The organism is Streptacidiphilus jeojiense (assembly GCF_000719095.1).
GTDB lineage: Bacteria > Actinomycetota > Actinomycetes > Streptomycetales > Streptomycetaceae > Streptacidiphilus > Streptacidiphilus jeojiensis.
In genome coordinates this window covers 109,405-128,418 of record NZ_JOEH01000012.1, presented here as the reverse complement: position 1 = coordinate 128,418, position 19,014 = coordinate 109,405, and the positions used below count along the sequence as shown (strand labels likewise).

Here is a 19,014-nt window from a genome sequence, read left to right as displayed (position 1 = left end):
CAGTCCTGCCGGATTCTGCGGCACATCGTCCCACGGGGCTGCCCCCGCTGGATTGAACGAAAGGAACGCGCCGGAGGTGCCCGACGCGTCCCTTCCTTCCCTGCTGACCGCCTGTTCAGGCCTCGATCAGGCCCGGTCCTGGTCCCGATCAGGACTTGGGCGTGCTCTTCCGCGGCGTGGTGCGCTTGGCGGCCGGCTTGGCCGGGGCCTCCGGCTCGACCGCAGCGGCGACATCGGTGGCCTTGTCGGCGGCGGTCGCGGCGACCTGGTCGACCTCGGCCGCGAAGGCGTCGGCCTTGGACTCGGCCTTGCCGGCGATGCCGACGAGCTCGTCCGCGGTCTCCTTGCGCTGGCGGTCCACCACGACCTTGCCGCGCTCGGCCAGCTCGTCGTAGACCTCGCGGGCCTTGACGGCCAGCTCGGCGGCCCGGCCGACCGACTGCAGCGCCAGGTCCTGGGCCTTCTCCTGCAGCGACTTGAAGTCACCGGGCAGGCTGGACACCGTCTCGCTCACCTTGGCCTGGGCCTCGGTCAGCCGCGCCTGGGCCTCCTTCAGCCGGGTCGCGGCCTGCTCCTGCACGACCTTGCGGTCGGTGGCGGCGAGGGTGGCCGCCTTCTCGGGCACCTCGCGCAGCTTCTCCACCGCGAGGTCGCCGGCGCCCGCGAGCGCGTACAGCGGCGTGGGGTCCGAAAGGGTCTTGCGCAGATCGTCAGTGATGGGCATGGGAGTTCCTCCCCTGGTCGGGATCTTCGTGGGTCCTGCCGGCAGGTGTCCCCGCCTCCGCCTCGCCGGTCTCGCCCTCGTGGGCGTTCTCCTTGAGGAAGGAGTCGTAGACGGCGAGCAGCACCTGCTTCTGCCGCTCGTTGATCAGTGAGTCCGCGAAGATCGCCGCCCGGAGTTCCAGGCCGGCCTCCTCGCGCTCGTCGAGGATCCCCGCCTGCACGTACAGCGTCTCCGCCGAGATCCGCAGCGCCTTGGCGATCTGCTGCAGGATCTCCGCACTCGGCTTCCTCAACCCGCGCTCGATCTGGCTGAGATACGGATTGGACACCCCGGCGGCGTCGGCGAGCTGACGCAGTGAGTACTGCGCATGCCGCCGCTGCTCACGGATGTACTCGCCGAGCGAGCCGACGTTCAGTGAGGCCATGCCTCCACCATGCACCTCTGGTGCTAACTATTGCAAGCACATCGCTTGCAACTGTGACCCATGTCGCCCACCGCATCACTCGATCCAGTGACTCAGGGTGTCCTTCCGCGGGTCCTGCCGTTCGCTGACCGATCATCAGGGCGACGGACACGTCTTTGAAGAGGAGAGTCCGGATGCCGAGAAGCAGAGCCGGAGTGCGCAGCGGGGCCGGGGTGCTGGCCGCCGTGCTGCTCGCGGTGGCCACGGTGGTCGGGCTCCCCGGGTCGGCCGCTGCCGCCGACCTCTTCGCGCCGAAGGTCGACATCCGGCTCGGCAAGCAGCCCACGGCGATCGCCAGAGCCGATCTCGCCGGGAACGGCCGCGGTGACCTGGCGGTCGTCGACCAGGCGGAGGACAACGTCTCGGTGCTGCTCGCCAATGCCGACGGCAGCTTCCGGCCCCGGGTGGTGTACGCCACCGGGAACCACCCGCAATCGGTCACGGCGGTCGACCTCAACGGTGACGGCAGGCTCGACCTGGCCGTCACCAACTCCGGCGACGGGACGCTCTCGGTCCTGCTGGGCAACGGCGACGGCACCTTCCAGCCGCAGTTCAGGGACCCCGCGGGCAGCCCCGAGCCGACCAGGCTCGGGGTGGGCGACTTCAACGGGGACGGCAGGACCGATCTGGCAGTGGTCTCCTTCTACGACGACACCGTCACGGTGCTGCTGGGCAACGGCGACGGTACCTTCCGGGCCGGCCAGGTCTCCACGACCCACGACAACACGTTCGGGATCGTGGTCGGCGACTTCAACGGGGACGGTCACCCCGACCTGGCCTTCACCGTCGAGGGCGCCAACGTGGTGCTGGTGCAGCTCGGCAACGGCGACGGCACCTTCCAGCCCGAGCGCAGCTACTCCACCGACTCCTTCGCCGGGCAGGACTCGCACCCGACGGATCTCGCGCTGGCCGACTTCAACGGCGACGGACGGCCCGACCTGGTGACCTCCGACGTCAACGGCGACTCGGTGTCGGTGCTGCTCGGCAATGCCGACGGGACCTTCCAGCCGCAGCACGCCCACCCCACCGGAACCGAGCCGGTGGCGGTGGCGGTGGCCGACTTCGACGGCGACGGCCGGGCCGACGTGGCCGCGACCGACTACAAGGACGACACGGTGTCGGTGCTGCTCGGCAACGGCGACGGCACCTTCCGGCCCCGGCAGACCTATCCGATCGACCGGGACTCGTGGCAGCTGGTGGCGGGCGACCTCAACGGGGACGGCAGGCCCGACCTCGCGGTGGTGGGTCAGACGGACAGGGTGGTGTCGGTGCTGCTGAACGCCCTGAAGAAGTCGGTGACCACCGCCCTCTCCTCCTCGGCCGACCCCGCGCTCTTCGGCCGGCCGCTCACCCTCACCGACACGGTCTGCCCGGTCGGCGCCGGGCGCACGCCGACCGGTACGGTGACCTTCGCCGACGGCGCCACCGTGCTCGGCACCGCCGCTCTGGCCCCGGACGGCGGCACCGGCTGCGCCCGCGCGGTGCTCGGCTGGCCGCGCCCGCTGCCCGGATCGCACGCGGTCACCGCCGCGTACTCGGGCGACGACAGCTACCTGCCAGGTCCGCTGGAGACCCTCACGCAGCGCGTCGACTGCACGCGCACGATCACCGGCTCGGCCGGCTCCCTGGTGGTCACCGACCCGAGCACCTGCCTCGTCGACGCGACCGTCGGGTCGGTGCAGATCCAGCCCGGTGCGGGCCTGTTCGTCGGCGACTCGACCGTCAACGGCAGTGTCAACGCCCTGAACGCCGGCCCGATCGCGGTCTGCGCGAGCACGGTCGCCGGCTCGCTGCAGATCGTCGGCTCCAGCGGCTTCGTCCAGATCGGCGGCCCCGACGGCAGCGGCTGCGCGGCCGACCGGATCGCCGGCTCGGTGGAGCTGCGGGCCGACCAGGGCGGCGTGGACCTGGTCGGAAACCGGATCGGCGGCACCTTGGACTGCGCCGCCAACACGCCCCCGCCCGGCAACGAGGGGAAGCCCAACACGGTGACCGGCCCGCGAACCGAACAGTGCGCGCTGCTCTAGCCGTTCGGTCCCCTGACGCAGCAGCCGTCGATGGCTGCTGCTGCGTCAGGGGCAGGCCGCGACCGGCGGGGCCTCACTGTTCGCAGACCTCGCCGCCACGGTGCCGCCCGCGCCCGTGCCTGCCTCCGCGCCGCTGCGTGGCCGCAGCGCGCCGGCGAGCAGGGCCATCAGCGCCGCCATCACCGTGACCAGTCCGAACGCCGCCGGGTAGGAGAAGGCGCCCGCGGTCCAGCCGGTCGCGGCCGGTGCGATCAGGCCGGACAGGTAGGTGATGGTGGCGACGCCGGCCACCCCCTCGCCCGCCGACGCGCCGGTCCGGCCCGCCGCGGCGAAGACCAGCGGGACGACCACGGCGATGCCGATGCCGATCATTGCCAACCCCACCATGCACAGCCAGGGGGTGCGGGCCGACACCATCACCGCGCCGCCGGCCGCGGCGAGGCCGCCGCCGGCGCGGACCACCGCCACCGCGCCGAACCGGCGGACGAAGCGGTCGCCGAGCAGACGGGTGGCGGCCATGCAGGAGGCGAACAGGGTGAAGGCCAGCGCGGCACCCCCCGGGCCGGCGCCGGCCACCTTGGTGACGTAGACCCCGGCCCAGTTGGTGCTGGCCCCCTCGGTGAAGGTGCCGAAGAAGCCCACCACGCCGATGCCCAGGATCGCCCTGGTCGGCAGTGAGAAGCGGCGCGGGGCCGGGGCGCCGGCCGCTGACGTGCCGTCGGGTGCCAGGCCCCGTCCGGCGACCAGCGCGACGGCCAGCAGCAGGGCCGCGGTGGCGAGCAGGTGGGGCCGTGCCCCGATGCGGTAGTGCGCCGCCAGGATGCCCAGGCCGCCCGCCAGCAGGCTGCCGACGCACCAGAGCCCGTGCAGCCCGCTGATGATCGAGCGTCCCAACCGGTGTTCCACTGAGACGGCGTGGGCGTTCATCACCACGTCGCTGATCCCGGCCCCGGCGCCGAACAGCAGGAACGCCCCGAACAGGAAGGGCGGCGAGGGGGCCAGTACCGGCAGCGGCAGCAGCACGCACCACAGGGCGATCAGCAGCCGGACGGTGCGCCGCCCGCCCAGGCGGTGCGCGAGCCGGCTGGCCATCGGCATCGCCACGAAGGCGCCGACGGGCGGGCAGAAGAGCACCATGCCCAGGAGTCCGGGGCTGAGGTGGTAGTGGGAGCTGAGCCAGGGGATGCAGGTGGTCAGGGTTCCGGCCACGGCCCCGTGCACGGCGAAGACCAGGGCGATGGCGCGGTGGTGCGTCAGGTGTCGGGTCACGGGGATAAATTATCAGGCAGGCTTCCTGATGAAAAGAGCCAACAGGCAGGTTCCCTGACTAATATGGCCGCATGAGCGTTCCCACCAGCAGCCGCACCCCTGCCTCCGCGAAGACCGTGACCGCGGCGAAGACTGTGACTGGGGCGAAGACCGCGACTCCGGCCATGGCCCGCGCGATCAACGACCGGTTGGCCCTGGACCTGCTGCTGGAGCACGGACCGCTCTCCGCCCCCCAACTGCGCGACCTCACCGGACTGTCCCGCCCCACCGTCGCCGACCTGGTGGAACGGCTGCGCGAGGCCGGCCTGGTCGAAGCAGGCGGTGAGTCCGGCGAGGAGCGGCGCGGTCCCAACGCCCGGCTGTACGCGCTGGTCGCCGGGCGGGCCCATGTCGCCGGGGTGGACGTCCGGCGCCGCGGGGTCGAGGTCACCGTCGCCGACCTGACCGGACGTACGGTCGGCCGGGCGGAGGGACCGTCAGGACCCGACCTGACGGCGGACATCGCCCGGACGGTGACGGAGGCGGCCGGGGGCCGCCCGCTGCACGCGGTGGTGCTGGGGGCTCCCGGGCTGGTGCACCCGCACACCAGCGACCTGCGCAGTTGCGCGGGGATCGCGGGATGGAGCGACGACCTGCTGCCCCGGCTCCCGGAGCGGCTCGCGGTCGACGGCGTCCGCCCCGAGGTGCTGCTGGAGAACGAGACCAATCTCGCCGCCGTCGCCGAGCTTCGGACCGGATCGGCCGTGGGACGGGAGGACTTCGTCCTCTTCTGGCTGGACGAGGGGGTCGGCGGAGCGGTCGTCCTCGGCGGGCGGGTCCGGCGCGGGGTCTCCGGCGGCGCCGGGGAGTTCGGAACGCTGCAGGTCGTCGGCGGCGACTTCTGCTACGCGGTGAACCCGCGGACCGCGGCCGACCTGGGGGACGCGGTGCTGGCCGAGCGGATCGCCGCCGGGGCGGCCGACGTGGTCCGGGTCCTGGATCCGGGCCTGGTGGTACTCGGCGGCCACGTCGGCCGTGCAGGCGGCGAAGCCCTGGCCGCCCGGGTCGCGGACCACCTCTCCAGGCTCACCCCCGTACCCACCGAGGTCCGCGCGACCGCCGTCGAGGACAACGCCGTCCTCCAGGGCGCCGTACTGACAGCCCTCGACCTCACCCGCGACCGCGTCTTCAGCCCGGCCACCTGACCCTGCCGCGTCGAGCCCCCTTCCTGTCGTCCTTCTTCCGACGTCCCGTCGCATTGCATCGGCCGCTTCGGGTCTGCCAACCTTCGTCGCTGCGGCAAAGCGACGAGTGGGGGTCCTGTGGGAGAGACGCTTTTCGTGAGGTTCCAGGGGACGAAGCCCAATGCGAAGGGGCGCTTCCCCGGTGTGTTCGCCCTGGCCAACGGCCTTGGCCGAGCCGGTGCGTTGAGCGAGGAGGAACACCGGTTCTGGCGGTCGGGCAACGACTGGTACGAGGCCAACTTCACCAACCCCTCCACCGTCGACCCGACGGTCTATGACCGCGTCCTGAACCCCGGGGCCGAAGCCTGGTTCAAGGCGATGGCCGGGGAGGTCATCGACCGGGTGAACGGTTATCTCGAACTCCTGGCCGCGCACGGAGTCTCCTGTGAGCGGCTCGAATCCTCGGCCCCCGGAAGAGTCATCTACGAGGATGACGACCAGATCGTTGTCGTGCCGTGGGAAGCGGCCAGCCCTTCGGCCTGAGCGCCAACCGGGTCGAGCTCTGCGAGCCGGGCGTGCCCGGACAGGGGGGAGGAACCAGCCGGTCAGCGGGCTGACGGGGCGGGTGCCAGGCCGTCGGCGATCAGGCCGGTGAGGACTGCTTCGCCCAGGGTCTGGACGGCGGACTGCGGGCGGACCATCACGGTGATCTCCTTGATCCTGTTCTGCTCGTCGAAGTGCAGCAGGTCGATGCCGTGGATCTGCTTGCCGTTCACGGTGGCGCGGAACAGCAGGATCGCCGACGCGGCCTCGGCGCCGTCGCTGCTGGTCTCCGAGACGCCGTCGAACCGTCCGACGTAGTGGAAGTCCTCGAAGGTGCGCAGCAGGACCCGGAACAGGCCCAGCACCATCGGCCTGCCCTCGAACGGCGTGAACTTGACCGGGCTGTAGAGCCGGACGTCCTCGGTGAACAGGTCCTCGAGAGCGGTCAGGTCGTGGCTGTCGACGGCGCTGCGGAAGCGGTCCGCGGTGGCGGCGGTGGTGGCCATGGGCCCTCCTAGATACTCATGGATATGACTATTCCTGTTCATGACTACCATGGGGAACGGACCGGTGAACAGGGGCGATGCAGGAGAGGTGGTTCCATGGCGCTGCGTCACGCCGTGCTGGCGGCACTGCTGGACGAGGAGTTGAGCGGTTACCAGCTGACCAAGGCGTTCGACATGGGCGTGGCCAACTTCTGGCACGCGCTGCCGCAGCAGCTCTACGCCGAGTTGGCCAAGCTGGAGCAGGACGGGCTGATCGCGGGCCGGGAGGTGGTCCAGGAGGCGCGGCCCAACAAGCGTCTCTTCCAGGTGACCGCGGCCGGACTGGCCGAGCTGGAGCGGTTCGCCGCGACCGCCACCAAGCCCTCCTTCATCCGCGACGACCTGCTGGTGAAGGTGCAGAGCGCCGACCATGTCGACACCGGGGCGCTGATCGCCCAGCTCACCGAGCGGGCGGCGTTCGCCGAGGCCAAGATCGGGCTCTTCGACGAACTGCTGCGGAAGATGCGCGGTGACCGCAGCGAGCAGGAGTACCTGCGCCACGGCGAACGGATCGGCCCCTACCTCACCTGCCTGCGCGGCCTGGCCTTCGAGCAGGGCAACCGGGACTGGTGCGAGCGTGCCGTGACGGTCCTGCGGGAACGGCGATCCGGCTCACGCCCGGCCGTCCGCACCACCGTCGCCACTCAGCAGCCGGACGGCCCTGAGTAGCCGCGCCTGCCTGGTCTCCGGCGTGAGCGCCTGGAGCAACGGCAGGATCAGCTGGTAGCGACCGGTCCTGTCGAGCGCCTCGAATGCCCTCCTGGCCTCAGGATCCGCATCGAGCGCCGCCGTCAGGTCGGGCGGTGTCGTCGCCGCCTTCTGCGATGCGTAGGCCGCCGCCCACCGCCCGTCCTGCTGCGCCCTGCGGACCTCGGCCAGCCCGGGTTCCCGCATCCGTCCTGCGGCCACCAGCTCTGCCACCTTGTCGACATTCACCTGCGACCACAGGCTCTTCGCTCGACGCGGCACGTACTTCTGGAGGTAGTACTGCCCGTCGAACGACCGCCGTTGCCCGGAGACCCAGCCGTAGCAGAGCCCGACGTCGACCAGCTCGTCGTCGGTGACCGTCGGGATGCCGGAACTCTTCTTGGCCACCTTGATCCATACGCCCTCGTGGCGCAGGTGATGATCGGTCAGCCAGCTCTCGAACGCCCCGGCGTCCGGAAAAGCGATGATCTCCACCCCGTCGAGTTCATCCATGGGCCAGGCCCTATGCGGCGGGGTGGTCCGCAGCGAGCAGCCAGCGCCAGCGCCGTCTCTCGGTGACCAGAGTGGCTGCGGCCAGCAGGCTCACCACGACCGCCGCCCAGGCCGGCCAGGCCACCCAGGAGGAGACCACGGCCGCCGCCAGCTGCAGCAGCACCAGCAGGACGGTGGCCCAGCCCGGGACCGCGACGATCACCCTGGCCTTGTCCCCGGGCGTGGAGAACACCGTCGGCAGGCCGATCAGCACCAGCACGGACAACGCGGCCAGCAGCCACGAACGACCGGACAGCGCCCAGGGCGTGGCCACCCACGCGACAAGCTCCGTCGCGAAGCGCAAGACGGAGGCGACCCGGTCGTCCGGCGGCCCGGAGGACGCGTCTGCTGCAGCGGCGTCAGTCACCAGGGGACGATCTCATGCCGGCCCCGGTCATGGCCATGGGCGGAGCCCGACCGGGTCGGATCCCGCGGAGCGGGTCAGGCGCCGGCGGGTGGGCGGAACGCGTCGGCGTTGCGGGTGCACCATTCGGCGAAGGTGCGTGGTCGGCGGCCGAGGAGTTGCTGGACGGTGTCGGTGCGCAGGCCCACGGTGTCGGCGCGCATCAGTGCGAATCCCTCGGTGATCGCCTCGGCGAGGGCCGGCGGCGCCCCTGCGGGGAAGCGGAACCGTATCGCTTCGGCCGGGGTCGCGGCCGTGCGGACCTCGATGGCGCGGCCGACGGTCTCGGCGATCACCCGGACCTGCTCGGCGACGGTGAAGGTCTCGTCCCCGGTGAGGACGTACTCGGCGCCCTCGTGGCCCTCCTGGGTGAGGGCGACGGCGGCGACCGCGGCGATGTCCGCGGGATCGATCGGGGCGTAGCGCCCGGGGCCGACCGGGTCCAACACGTAGCCGCCCTCGCGGATGGTGCCGGTCCAGTCCAGGGCGTTGGTCATGAAGCCGCCGGGTCGCAGGAAGGTGGCCGGTATGCCGGATGAGCGGATGATCTCCTCGCGCTCGTGGTGCCAGCGGCCCATGGCGGGCATGGGATCGCCGAGCACATTGGCGGAGGACAGGTGGACGATGCGGCGCACCCCGGCGGCCCGGGCGGCGGCCACCGCATGGTCGGTGCCGGCGGTGTCGATGCCCTGGGTGAGCAGGAACAGCGCGTCGGTGCCGGTGAAGGCGGCCTTGATAGTGGCCGGGTCGTCCAGGTCGCCGACGGCCCGTTCGGCCCGCGCGGGCAGTCCCGAGGCCCGGGCCGGATCGCGCACCAGGACGCGGAACGCGGCACTGGTCGAGTCGAGTTCACGGACCAGCTCGCGACCGATGTTTCCGGTGGCTCCGGTGATCAGCAGCATGGTGTCCCTCCGACAAGTCATTAGCCGACTATCGATTTCAGGGGAACGTTAGCCGGTATACGATGAGCCGTCAATCGACCCCTGACGACACCTGACGTCCCCTGTCGACCCGAGCGGTCGGCTCTCTCCCGACCTGCCGGAGGCTGTGATGCCGGACTTCCTGGACCTGCACGGCAGCACCAACAAGGTGGTCCGGGCCCTGGCCGAGGCCGGGATGCGGCGTCATGGACTGCACCTGGGACAGAACCTGCTGCTCGCGGAGCTCTGGAGGCAGGACGGCCGCACCCCCGGCGAGATCGCCGCCGCGGTCAACGTCACCACGCCCACCGTCGTGAAGATGGCCACCCGGATGACCGCCGCCGGTCTGCTCACCCGGCGTCGTGACGAGCGGGACAACCGCCTGGTCCGACTCTGGCTCACCGACGCGGGGCGCGCGCTGCAGGGCCCGGTCGAGGCCGAGCGGCGGAGCCTGGAGCAGCAGCTCACCGCGGACCTCAGCGGGGCCGAGCGCGAGCAGCTGATGCAGGCGCTGGCGAAGGTCCACCGCACCGCGACCGACCTGCTCGGCGGTCCCGTCGAGCCGACGGGCCACTGAGCCGCTCGCCCGCAGCTCTTCCCGCCGGCGCAGTTTCCGCCACGGTTTCTGAGTGAATGTCAGTACGGATCGCATGCCATCGACCTACCCTGGCGGCTGACAGCACCGGGGAGCCGAGCGGTACGGGGGAGGCGGGGGCACCGTGGCACAGGAGGCGGAGCAGCCGGATCGGACGGGCAGGACCGACAGAGCGGGCGGAACGGACAGCACGTACCGGACGGACAGGACGGACAGCACGTACGGGACGGACCACGCGCCGTCCGCCGACCTGAACATGGACATACCGCATCCGTCGCGGATGTACGACTACTACCTCGGCGGCAAGGACAACTTCCCCGCCGACCGCGAGGCCGCCGAGCAGGTGCTGAGCATCGTGCCGGAGATGCGGATGGCCGCCAGGATGAACCGGGCCTTCCTGGGCCGCGCCGTCCGCCACGCGGCGGCCGCCGGCATCGTCCAGTTCCTGGACGTCGGGACGGGCATTCCGACGGCAGGCAACACCCATGAGGTCGCCCAGCAGGTCAACCCGCGGGCCAGGGTCGCCTATGTCGACAACGACCCGATCGTGCTCACCCACGCCCGCGCGCTGATGGCGGGGCCGGGCCACGGGGAGACCCACGTGGTCCAGGCCGATCTGCGGGAACCCGCACGGATCCTGGGCGATCCGACGGTACGGCGGATCATCGACTTCGGCGAACCCGTCGCCCTGGTCCTGGCCGCGATCGTGCACTTCGTCCCGGACGAGGACGGTCCGCACGACATCGTCGAGCAACTGCTGAAGCCGCTGCCGGCCGGCAGCATGCTGATCCTCAGCCATGGCTCCTGGGAGGCCGAGGGCGAGGACTTCTCCGACCGCGCCGAGCAGATCAAGACCCCCTACAGCCGCGCCAGCGCGCAGCTGCACCTGCGCTCCCGCGCCGAGATCGACCGGTTCTTCACCGGGGTGGACGTGATCGAGCCCGGCGTGGTGCCGGTCTCCAACTGGCGGGCCCGGGCGACCCACGAGGAGTGGCTGGGCGCCCGAGGCTTCTTCGGCGGCGTCGGCGTCAAGCCCTGACCGTCGTCAAGCCCTGACCGTCGCGGCCGTGGTGGCTGCCGGGCCTCCGCCACGGAGCGGACGATCATGGCAGGTGAGCAGGGTCAACCCCCACGCGCCCGCTACGTTCCGCCCCCAGGTTCCGCTCCCAGGACGTCCGCGCCGTCACAACGGCTGCGTTCCGTCGGTCAGAGCAGTGACCGACGCGACGAAGGAATGGGATCGATGGACGACGAGACGAACGACAAGGAGTTCCTGGCCCGGCGCTTCGAGGAGTACCGCGGCCATCTGCGCTCGGTGGCCTACCGCATGCTCGGCTCGCTCACCGAGGCCGACGACGCCGTCCAGGAGGCCTGGCTGCGGCTCAGCCGCACCGAGGAGCGGGCGGAGGCCGAGGAGATCGAGAACCTGGGCGGCTGGCTGACCACGGTCGTCGCCCGGGTGTCGCTCTCCATGCTGCGCTCGCGCCGGATCCGCAGGGAGGAGTCGCTGGACGCGGAGTTCTTCGTCCCCGATCCGATCATCGAACGTATCGAGGGTGGTACGGGTACGGGCGGCAGCGCCTCCGACGATCCCGAGCAGCAGGCGCTGCTCGCCGACTCGGTCGGGCTGGCCCTGCTGGTCGTGCTGCAGACGCTGACCCCGGCCGAACGGCTCGCCTTCGTGCTGCACGACATGTTCGCGGTGCCGTTCGAGGAGATCGCCCCGATCGTGGAGCGCACCCCGGCCGCCGCCCGGCAGCTGGCCAGCCGGGCCCGCCGCCGGGTGCAGGGCACGGCCCCGGTCCCCGACCCCGACATCGCCCAGCAGCGCAGGGTCGTCGACGCCTTCCTCGCCGCGGCCCGGGGCGGGGACTTCGAGGCGCTGCTCACCGTCCTGGACCCGAACGCGGTGCTGCGCGCCGACGCCGGCGTGCTGCCCGGCGCCGCCGCCTCCCGTCTGGTGCGCGGTGCGCATGCGGTGGCCGAGCAGGTGATGGGCTTCCGCCAGCTCGCCGAGTTCTCCCGTCCGGCGCTGGTCAACGGGGCGTACGGGCTGGTCACCGCGCCCGGCGGGGTGCCGGTCTCGGTGGCCGGGTTCACCGTCGTCAACGGCAGGATCCTGGAGATGAACCTGCTCGCCGACCCCGAGCGGCTCGGCCGTCTGGACCTCACCGTCCTCGGAGCCTTCCCGGCGGCGGAGGAGAAGTGACCTGGCCCTGACCCGACCCTCCGTCAGCTGACCCTGACCCGACCCTCCGTCAGCCGGCCGTGGCCGCCGCCCCGTCGGTGGCCTCGGCGAAGGCCGGGGTCCGGTACGCGGCGGAGACCGTCGTACGGTCGAACACCCGCCAGGTCGCGGCCGAGACCAGGGCCGCGACCACGAACCCGGCCCAGTAGGGCGCGGTGATCCCGAAGCGTGCCGCGACCACGCCGCCGAGTACCGCGCCGACGCAGTTGCCGCCGGCCGCGACGAACAGGTTGGTGCTGCCGACCCGTCCCTGCATATGAGGGGGCGTCAGCCGCTGCCGCAGCGAGCTGGCCACGATGGTCCAGAGCGAGCCGTGCAGGCCGAAGGCGAAGAGCGCGAAGCCGATGAACCAGGCGCTGTGCGAGGTGGCCAGCGCCAGGTGCAGCCCGGCCTCGACGAGCAGGCCGACCCTGATCGTCCAGGTCGCGCCGACCCGGCCGATGAGCCGGTCGCCGACGACCGACCCGAGGATGCCGCCGACCGCCATGCAGGTGAAGAGCGCGCCGTAGCCGACGGAGCCGAGGTGGAGCCGCTCCCTGGCCAGCAGCACCAGTACGGCGGTGGCGGCGGTGAGGGTCACGTTCAGCAGTCCGATCAGCACCGCCATGGTGCGCAGCAGCCGCTGCCGCATCAGCCAGCGGAAGCCCTCGCCGATGTCGGCCAGGACCGAAGAACGCGGCGCGCGCCCGGTCCCCGGCCCGGCCCCGGCCCCGTCACTGGCCCCGGTTCCCGCCCCGTCCCCGGCCGCGGCCTTCCGTGGCTCGGCCCGGTACCTTCCGGCGACGGTCCCGATCAGGACGGCGCTGGCCGCGTAGGTCCCGGCGTTGACGAAGAAGGGGATGCTCGCCGCCAGCAGGAACAGGAACCCGCCGAGGGGCCCCGCGACCATCTGCTGCATCAGCGTCACCCCGCCGACCAGCCAGCCGTTCGCCCGCTCCAGCCGCTCCCGCGGCACCACCGCCGGGATCATCGCCTGGCTCGCCGAACGGAACACCACCTCACCGGTGTTGACGACGAACAGCACCGCGTAGAGCAGCGCGATGCTGGGGTGGCCGGTCGCGATCGCCGCCGCCAGCGCGGCCATCGCCGCCACCCGGACCCAGTCCACCACGATCATCAGCCGCCGCCGGTCCACCCGGTCCACCAGCACCCCGCCGGGCAGCGCGAACAGCAGCCACGGCAGCCAGGCGACCCCCGCCGCGGCCGACACCACCACCGGGTTGCTGGTACGGGACGCCACCAGCAGCGGTGCCGCGATCGTGGAGAGCCCGCTGCCCAGGGCGGATGTCGTACCCGCCGCCCACAGCCTGGCGAAGCGCGGGCCCAGTGGAGCCGGGGGAGAGGGCGGAGCGGGCTCCGGCGTTCGGGGCGGTTCAGGCATTTCGGGCGACCGGTCGCATGCCTGCTGATCCCTTGCCATGAGCACGAACCTACCAACGGGGCCCGACAACACCGAAGGGGTTTTCCGTGCTTGAACATGTTCAAAAATCCGTCTAGAGTCCTGACCGACGCAGAAACTGAACGCGTTCAAAACTCTGGCACGTCTCTCACACGAGGTGCACCATGGACCGCACAGTCATCACCTATGTCCTCTACCTGGCGCTCAGCATCGGGCTCACCATCTGGGTGGCCCGCACTCTCAGTCACAGCGGCAGGGTCTTCCTCGCCGACGTCTTCCACGGGAGCGAGAAGCTCGCGGACGCCGTGAACCACCTCCTGGTGGTCGGCTTCTACCTGGTCAACCTGGGGTTCGTGGCCCTCTGGCTGCGCGGCGGCGACACCGACGTGCAGAACGTCAGGGGCATCTTCACCGCCCTGTCCTACAAGGTCGGCACGGTGCTGCTGGTCCTCGGCGTGCTGCATCTGCTGAACGTCTACGTCCTCAATCGGATCCGCCGCCGCGGCATGATCGACAGCGAGCAGCGCCCGCCGGTCCCGCCGCAGGGCTGGACCCCGGCCGCGCCGCTCCCGCAGGCCTGAGCCGGTGCCGCTGATGACCTCCGCCGACCAGGACCGGGACCAGGACCGGGGCTCCGGCGACGCCCCGGTCCTGCGGTTGACGGTCCTCTACGACCCCGGCTGCCTGCTCTGCCGACATGTCAAGGGCTGGCTGGAGCGGCAGCGCAAGCTCGTCCCGATGGACTTCGTCCCGGCCGGATCCCGGCAGGCGAGGGGGCGCTTCCCGGCCCTGGACCACGCCCGCACCCTCCGCGAGATCACCGTGATCGGCGACTCCGGACAGGTGTACGAGGGGTCGGCGGCCTGGGTGGTCTGCCTCTGGGCGCTGCACGGCTACCGGGACATGTCACACCGCTTCAGCACCCCGGCCGGGGCACCGCTCGCCAAGGGCATGGTCCTCGCCGCCGCCAAGTGGCGCGCGCGGTCCAAGCGGCCCCGGCGCAGGCCTTCCGGCCGACCGACTGCACAGGGGACAGCCGGTCGGCCGGGAACAGCGCCGGTCCGGATAGGGGAATGGGTCTGGAACGGTCGCCACTGGGAGGCAGCTGCCGCCGCGTCCGACTGCGGCGACACCTGTACCCCGCCGGGCGGCTAGCCTCAGGAACGTGAACGACGCCGTGCCGACCGAGCCCCCCGCCCCCGATCCTGCTCCGGCCACCCCGGGCCAGGCCCCGGCCCCAGCCCCGGGCTCGACCCCGGCCCCGGTCTCGGCCCCGGTCTCGGCGAAGGGCGAGCAGACCCGGGCCCTGATCCTGGAGACCGCGATGCGGCTCTTCCAGGAGCGCGGCTACGACAAGACGACGATGCGGGCCATCGCCGCCGAAGCGGGAGTCTCGGTCGGCAACGCGTACTACTACTACGCCGGCAAGGAGTTCCTGATCCAGGGCTTCTACGACCGGATGACCCACGAGCACGCCGTCGACGCCCGGGCCCGTCTCGCGGGCACCACGGACTTCGCGGAGCGGCTGCAGATCGCCCTGGAGTCCTGGGTCGACTGCGCCGCCCCGTACCACGAGTTCGCCGCCCAGTTCTTCCGTACGGCGGCCGACCCCAACAGCGCTCTCAGCCCGTTCTCCAACGAGTCCCACCCGGCCCGCACCACCGCCGTCGCCATCTTCCGCGAGGTGATCGACGGCTCCCAGCTCGGCCCCAAGCTCGACCCCGAGCTGGAGGAACTCCTCCCCGACCTGCTCTGGCTGCACCTCATGGTCATCGTCCTCTACTGGGTCTTCGACCGCACCGAGGACACCGAACGCACCCGAGCCTTCGTGGCCCGCTGCGCCCCCTTCGTCGCCAAGGTGGTCGCCCTGTCCCGCTACCGGGTATTCCGCCCCCTGGTCCGCGACGCGGTCGACATGATCCAGGACTTCGTCCTCCCCACCATCGGCAAAGCCGCCCCGGCCCAGGGGCGGCGAGGGGTCAGAACCCGTCCGGGCACCACGGCCTGAAGTCCACTCGGAGCAGTGCGTCGGCCCGGGCTGCGCCGCCGGGGCGGAGCTCGTCGACCAGGCCGGCCGCGTGCAGCCGGGCGGTGGAGTCGTTGCCGGTGTACAGGGTGCCCAACTCGCGGACGTCCAGGGCGAGATCGGCCTGCTCGCCGTCGTCGGCGCGGGTGCACCGCCCGGTGCCGTCCGCTGCCGCCTCCAGGGCCCAGCGGCCGTCGACGTAGCCGAGACGGTCGGTGACCTGGAGGACGACGCGGCCGGCTGCGGCGTAGCTGCGGGCGGCGAAGGCGGTGGGGGCGTCGAGGATCCGCAGCCAGACGAAGTCGGAGCTGCTGTCGCCGCCGTCCACACACGCGCGGGGGTCGTCGAGGAGCAGCGGCAGCGGGTCGTCCGGGGCGATGTTGGGGATCTCGACCCGCTCGATCCAGTCGACCTGCAGCGCGTAGCGCCACAGCGCGGCAGCGGCGGCCCGGTCCACCGCGAAGTGGTCACGGACCTTGAGCGCCGAGCGGGTGATCATGTTGGGCCACTCGTCGGTGACCGTGTACGCGAGCAGCCCGGCCGGACGGCCGGACGGATCGCGGTAGATCACCACCAACGGTTCCTTCCAGGACTTGTCCGGGTTCTGCAGATCCCCGCTGCGCAGCCGCCAGTTGATCGCCTTGCGGTCGATCGCCCCGGGCTGGGTGCGCCGGAAGCGCTCGTGCAGTTCGGGGCCGTTCTTGCGGTACTCCTCCATCGTCTGCAGCTCGAAGCTGCCGCCCTCCGCCGAGGCGGGGACGCGTACCCCGCCGGCCAGCCGGCTGTGGACGGTCACACCCTTGTGCTGGGTGGCCGGGCCGAAGCCGAACCGGCCGTAGATGCGGTACTCGGCGGCGACGAGGATGGCGAGGCTGTCGCCGCGTTCGGCGGCGGTGGCCAGGTCCCGGGTCATCATCCGGGTCAGCAGACCGCGCCTGCGGTGGGTCTGCGAGACGGTGACGTTGGTGATGGCGTCGGTGGTCAGCGAGGCACCGCCGGGCACCGTCAGCTCGCGTACGGTGCTGCGGAACGTGCCCACGCAGCGCGCGCCGTCGAAGGCGCCGAGCGAGCGTCCGGGGACGAACTGCTCCCGGATGAAGTCCGGTGACCCGTCGCCCTTCGCCTCCATGAACCCGCTGCTCAGGGCCCTGCCCCACTCGGCGAGGTCCCCTTCCTGCACCACTCGGATCTCGATGCCGTCGCTGTCCGTCTGCCCACGGGTCGTCAGTGTCGTCGCCATACCGGGCACCTTACGATCCCGTCCCCCGGACGGCATCCGGGTTTCTCCGACGAGATGCCATGGAATGCCATGTCCTGCCACCCCGCAGGAACGGTTCGGCGCTCCGAGGACGGAACCATGCTGGTTGAGGGCCGGAGATTCCGCCTACGCTGGAGACAGTCGTGGACCCTTCCGGAGGAGACATGAGTACCGTGCTGACACCACCTGAGGAGTCCCTCACTCCGGCACCCGTGCCGGACTGGCTGATGCCGCCGCCGCAGGGCTTCACGGCAGAGGATCTCGACCGACTCACCGGCCTGCCCCCGCACACCGAGCTCATCGACGGGAGTCTGGTCCTGGTGAGTCCACAGGTCGATTACCACGCGCTGGCCATCTCGTTGTTCGAGACGGCCCTGCGCCGACAAGCCCCCGACACCCTTCGTGCCCGACGTGAGATGACGGTGCGGCTCGGAAAGCGCCAGCGTCCGGAGCCCGACCTGCTGCTGATCCGGGCCGACGCCGATCCCGGCCCCAAGCGCACCTTCTACCAGCCCTCGGATGTGCTCCTGGTCGCCGAGGTCGTCTCCGAGGAGTCCGCCGAACGCGATCGCAAGCGCAAGCCGCAGCTGTACGCCAAGGCGGGCATCCCGCACTTCTGGCTGGTCGAGATCGTGAACGCGGCGCTCGAGGTGCATGTCTACCAACTCGACGAGGTGACCGAGTCCTACGCACTGCTCGGCATCCACCGCGACCGGCTGGAACTCCCCGCGCCCTTCCCGGTGGACATCGACCTCACGGAGTTGCAGCGGATGTGACCGCGGGCCCCTCCGCGACCACCACCGTGGGCGCGGGCCCGGTGTCCCGGCCGCGCAGCAGCCAGACGTAGCCTGCCGCCGCCACGGCACCCAGCAGGGTGCAGCTGAGCCAGACCGCACCGGCCCCGGAGGAGGCCAGCAGGAAGCCGGCCAACAGGGGTGCCAGGAACGAGGCCCCGGACCAGGCCAGCGAGTAGACGCCCTGGTACCGCCCCCGGGCGTGGACCGGGGAGAGTTCGGCGACGATGGCCATGCCCGGTGGGACCCGCAGCATCTCGCCGGCCGTCCACACAGTCACCGTCAGGGCGTAGAACCAGGCACCGCCCGCGAAGGCGGTGAGGCCGAATCCGCAGCCGGTGAGCATCGCGGCCACGCTCAGCATCAGCGCCCGGCTGCGGCCTTGGATGATCCGCGTGATCGGGATCTGCAGCAGCACGATCAGCACCCCGTTGAGACTGACCACCAGGCCGTAGTCGGCGGGGGAGAAGCCCTGACGGCCCATCACGATGGGCAGGGCGATGCTGCCCTGGCCGTCCACGAAGGCGGCCAGGAAGGTCAGCCCGACGAACGCCATGAAGACCGGGTCGCGCAGCACCGCCCCCAGCCCGACCGGAGCAGGAGCAGAAGCAGCAGCGGAAGCGGGTGCCGCCGCCGCAGGCGCCGCCGGTGCGCCGGCCGCCTCGGGCCGGGTCTCCGGCACACGAGTGAACACCACCACCGCGCAGAGCAGGGTCGTCGCCGCGTCCCCGACGAACAGCAGCAGGTAGCCGTGCGCCGCGATCAGCCCGGCTGCCGCCGCCGAGACAGCGAAGCCGATGTTGATGGCCCAGTAGTTGAGCGAGAAGGCCCGCACCCGGTCCTCGGGCCGGACCACGTCCGCCATGATCGCGGAGACTGCCGGACGGGAGGCGTTGCTGGTGAAGCCCAGAACCGCAGCCGCCGCCGCGATCGCCCAGGCCGGATGCGCCAGGCCCAGTACCAGCGTCATCACCGCCGTGCTGGTCTGGGCGACCAGCAGCGTCGGGCGCCGACCGATCCGGTCCGCGAGCACGCCCCCGGCGACCGAGGCGGCACTGCCGCCGAGCCCGTAGAGCGAGGCGACCAGGCCGGCGAAGGCGGGGCTGAAGCCCCGGTCGATGGTGAGGTAGAGGGCCAGGAAGGTCACCACGAAACCGCCGAGCCGGTTCACCAGGGTGCTGGTCCAGAGCCACCAGAACGCCGCAGGCAGCCCGCCGACCGTTTCCCTGGCCGCCGTCGCCAGCCGCTCGCCCGGGCCGGGCCGATGCAGGGGTGACGAGGGCGTTCCAGGCATGGCAGTGCTCCTGAGCGGCAGAAGTAAGTGTCACATAAGCGCTTCGGAGATTACCCACCGGACCGCCCGGGGCGCCACCCGTTAAGTGAAAGACGCAGCGTGCT

Annotated in this window: 21 protein-coding genes; 11 read left to right on the top strand and 10 right to left on the bottom strand. The window is 71.6% G+C overall.

Annotation, left to right across the window (positions count from 1 at the left end; translation table 11 throughout):
• Nucleotides 1-148: 148 nt before the first annotated feature.
• Together IF29_RS0118055 and IF29_RS0118050 are read right to left on the bottom strand one after the other, a co-directional pair.
• Nucleotides 149-724 (bottom strand): hypothetical protein, encoded by a 576-nt coding sequence (locus IF29_RS0118055; RefSeq protein WP_030255778.1) that lies wholly within the window; start codon nt 722-724, stop codon nt 149-151.
• A complete protein-coding gene (locus tag IF29_RS0118050; protein WP_051725462.1) occupies nt 711-1,148 on the bottom strand; it encodes a helix-turn-helix domain-containing protein in 438 nt (145 codons plus the stop codon). Before IF29_RS0118050 ends, IF29_RS0118055 begins: the two co-directional genes overlap by 14 nt.
• A 173-nt stretch (nt 1,149-1,321) precedes the next feature.
• Here IF29_RS0118050 and IF29_RS43675 point away from each other — a divergent pair, with 173 nt between their 5' ends.
• Complete coding sequence (locus IF29_RS43675; RefSeq protein ID WP_084714471.1) at nt 1,322-3,214, top strand: FG-GAP-like repeat-containing protein; 1,893 nt, start codon at nt 1,322-1,324, stop codon at nt 3,212-3,214.
• A 45-nt stretch (nt 3,215-3,259) separates the two neighbouring features.
• On the opposite strand, the gene IF29_RS0118040 is transcribed toward IF29_RS43675, so the two are convergent.
• Nucleotides 3,260-4,483: an MFS transporter gene (locus tag IF29_RS0118040; protein WP_030255768.1), complete on the bottom strand. Its 1,224-nt coding sequence runs from the start codon at nt 4,481-4,483 to the stop codon at nt 3,260-3,262.
• Nucleotides 4,484-4,554: 71 nt separating this feature from the next.
• On the opposite strand from IF29_RS0118040, the gene IF29_RS0118035 reads away from it, so the two are divergent.
• Together IF29_RS0118035 and IF29_RS0118030 are read left to right on the top strand one after the other, a co-directional pair.
• A complete protein-coding gene (locus IF29_RS0118035; protein WP_084714468.1) occupies nt 4,555-5,667 on the top strand; it encodes an ROK family transcriptional regulator in 1,113 nt (370 codons plus the stop codon).
• A 183-nt stretch (nt 5,668-5,850) separates the two neighbouring features.
• A complete protein-coding gene (locus IF29_RS0118030) occupies nt 5,851-6,189 on the top strand; it encodes a hypothetical protein (RefSeq protein ID WP_332262547.1) in 339 nt (112 codons plus the stop codon).
• Between the two features lie 62 nt (nt 6,190-6,251).
• On the opposite strand, the gene IF29_RS0118025 is transcribed toward IF29_RS0118030, so the two are convergent.
• Nucleotides 6,252-6,695: a nuclear transport factor 2 family protein gene (locus IF29_RS0118025; RefSeq protein WP_030255760.1), complete on the bottom strand. Its 444-nt coding sequence runs from the start codon at nt 6,693-6,695 to the stop codon at nt 6,252-6,254.
• 96 nt (nt 6,696-6,791) lie between these two features.
• Here IF29_RS0118025 and IF29_RS0118020 point away from each other — a divergent pair, with 96 nt between their 5' ends.
• On the top strand, nt 6,792-7,403 hold the full coding sequence (locus IF29_RS0118020; RefSeq protein ID WP_051725460.1) for a PadR family transcriptional regulator: 612 nt from the start codon (nt 6,792-6,794) through the stop codon (nt 7,401-7,403).
• Here IF29_RS0118020 and IF29_RS0118015 read toward each other — a convergent pair.
• The 3 genes from IF29_RS0118015 to IF29_RS0118005 all read right to left on the bottom strand — a co-directional run bounded on the left by IF29_RS0118015 (nt 7,347) and on the right by IF29_RS0118005 (nt 9,278).
• On the bottom strand, nt 7,347-7,934 hold the full coding sequence (locus tag IF29_RS0118015; protein WP_030255756.1) for a YdeI/OmpD-associated family protein: 588 nt from the start codon (nt 7,932-7,934) through the stop codon (nt 7,347-7,349). The genes IF29_RS0118020 and IF29_RS0118015 overlap by 57 nt on opposite strands.
• A 10-nt stretch (nt 7,935-7,944) precedes the next feature.
• Entirely contained in the window at nt 7,945-8,340 is a 396-nt protein-coding gene (locus IF29_RS0118010) for a hypothetical protein (RefSeq protein WP_157623803.1), read from the bottom strand.
• A 74-nt stretch (nt 8,341-8,414) separates the two neighbouring features.
• Nucleotides 8,415-9,278, bottom strand: a complete 864-nt coding sequence (locus IF29_RS0118005; RefSeq protein ID WP_030255751.1) for an NAD(P)H-binding protein — start codon at nt 9,276-9,278, stop codon at nt 8,415-8,417.
• Nucleotides 9,279-9,426: 148 nt separating this feature from the next.
• Here IF29_RS0118005 and IF29_RS0118000 point away from each other — a divergent pair, with 148 nt between their 5' ends.
• The 3 genes from IF29_RS0118000 (at nt 9,427) to IF29_RS0117990 (ending at nt 12,100) form a co-directional block, all read left to right on the top strand.
• Nucleotides 9,427-9,873, top strand: a complete 447-nt coding sequence (locus tag IF29_RS0118000; RefSeq protein WP_030255748.1) for a MarR family winged helix-turn-helix transcriptional regulator — start codon at nt 9,427-9,429, stop codon at nt 9,871-9,873.
• Between the two features lie 142 nt (nt 9,874-10,015).
• Nucleotides 10,016-10,930, top strand: a complete 915-nt coding sequence (locus IF29_RS0117995; RefSeq protein WP_084714465.1) for an SAM-dependent methyltransferase — start codon at nt 10,016-10,018, stop codon at nt 10,928-10,930.
• A 204-nt stretch (nt 10,931-11,134) separates the two neighbouring features.
• Complete coding sequence (locus IF29_RS0117990) at nt 11,135-12,100, top strand: sigma-70 family RNA polymerase sigma factor (protein WP_030255743.1); 966 nt, start codon at nt 11,135-11,137, stop codon at nt 12,098-12,100.
• A 49-nt stretch (nt 12,101-12,149) separates the two neighbouring features.
• Here IF29_RS0117990 and IF29_RS0117985 read toward each other — a convergent pair whose 3' ends face one another.
• Complete coding sequence (locus IF29_RS0117985) at nt 12,150-13,520, bottom strand: MFS transporter (protein ID WP_051725458.1); 1,371 nt, start codon at nt 13,518-13,520, stop codon at nt 12,150-12,152.
• A 182-nt stretch (nt 13,521-13,702) separates the two neighbouring features.
• Here IF29_RS0117985 and IF29_RS0117980 point away from each other — a divergent pair, with 182 nt between their 5' ends.
• The 3 genes from IF29_RS0117980 to IF29_RS42110 are packed head-to-tail and all read left to right on the top strand — an operon-like array spanning nt 13,703 to nt 15,546.
• Entirely contained in the window at nt 13,703-14,119 is a 417-nt protein-coding gene (locus IF29_RS0117980) for a hypothetical protein (RefSeq protein ID WP_030255737.1), read from the top strand.
• A gap of 13 nt (nt 14,120-14,132) precedes the next feature.
• The gene (locus IF29_RS0117975) at nt 14,133-14,693 is read left to right on the top strand and encodes a thiol-disulfide oxidoreductase DCC family protein (protein ID WP_030255734.1); all 561 of its coding nucleotides are present in this window, start codon (nt 14,133-14,135) and stop codon (nt 14,691-14,693) included.
• 10 nt (nt 14,694-14,703) lie between these two features.
• Nucleotides 14,704-15,546 carry a TetR/AcrR family transcriptional regulator gene (locus IF29_RS42110; RefSeq protein ID WP_051725457.1) on the top strand — a complete coding sequence of 281 codons (843 nt, stop codon included), beginning with the start codon at nt 14,704-14,706 and terminating at the stop codon, nt 15,544-15,546.
• Here the strand turns inward: IF29_RS42110 and IF29_RS0117965 are convergent.
• On the bottom strand, nt 15,518-16,804 hold the full coding sequence (locus IF29_RS0117965; protein ID WP_051725456.1) for a GNAT family N-acetyltransferase: 1,287 nt from the start codon (nt 16,802-16,804) through the stop codon (nt 15,518-15,520). The genes IF29_RS42110 and IF29_RS0117965 overlap by 29 nt on opposite strands.
• A 182-nt stretch (nt 16,805-16,986) precedes the next feature.
• Here IF29_RS0117965 and IF29_RS0117960 point away from each other — a divergent pair, with 182 nt between their 5' ends.
• Nucleotides 16,987-17,598 carry a Uma2 family endonuclease gene (locus tag IF29_RS0117960; protein ID WP_051725455.1) on the top strand — a complete coding sequence of 204 codons (612 nt, stop codon included), beginning with the start codon at nt 16,987-16,989 and terminating at the stop codon, nt 17,596-17,598.
• Here IF29_RS0117960 and IF29_RS0117955 read toward each other — a convergent pair.
• Nucleotides 17,576-18,910, bottom strand: coding sequence for an MDR family MFS transporter (locus IF29_RS0117955; RefSeq protein ID WP_051725454.1), 1,335 nt, complete (start codon nt 18,908-18,910; stop codon nt 17,576-17,578). The genes IF29_RS0117960 and IF29_RS0117955 overlap by 23 nt on opposite strands.
• Nucleotides 18,911-19,014: the final 104 nt, after the last annotated feature.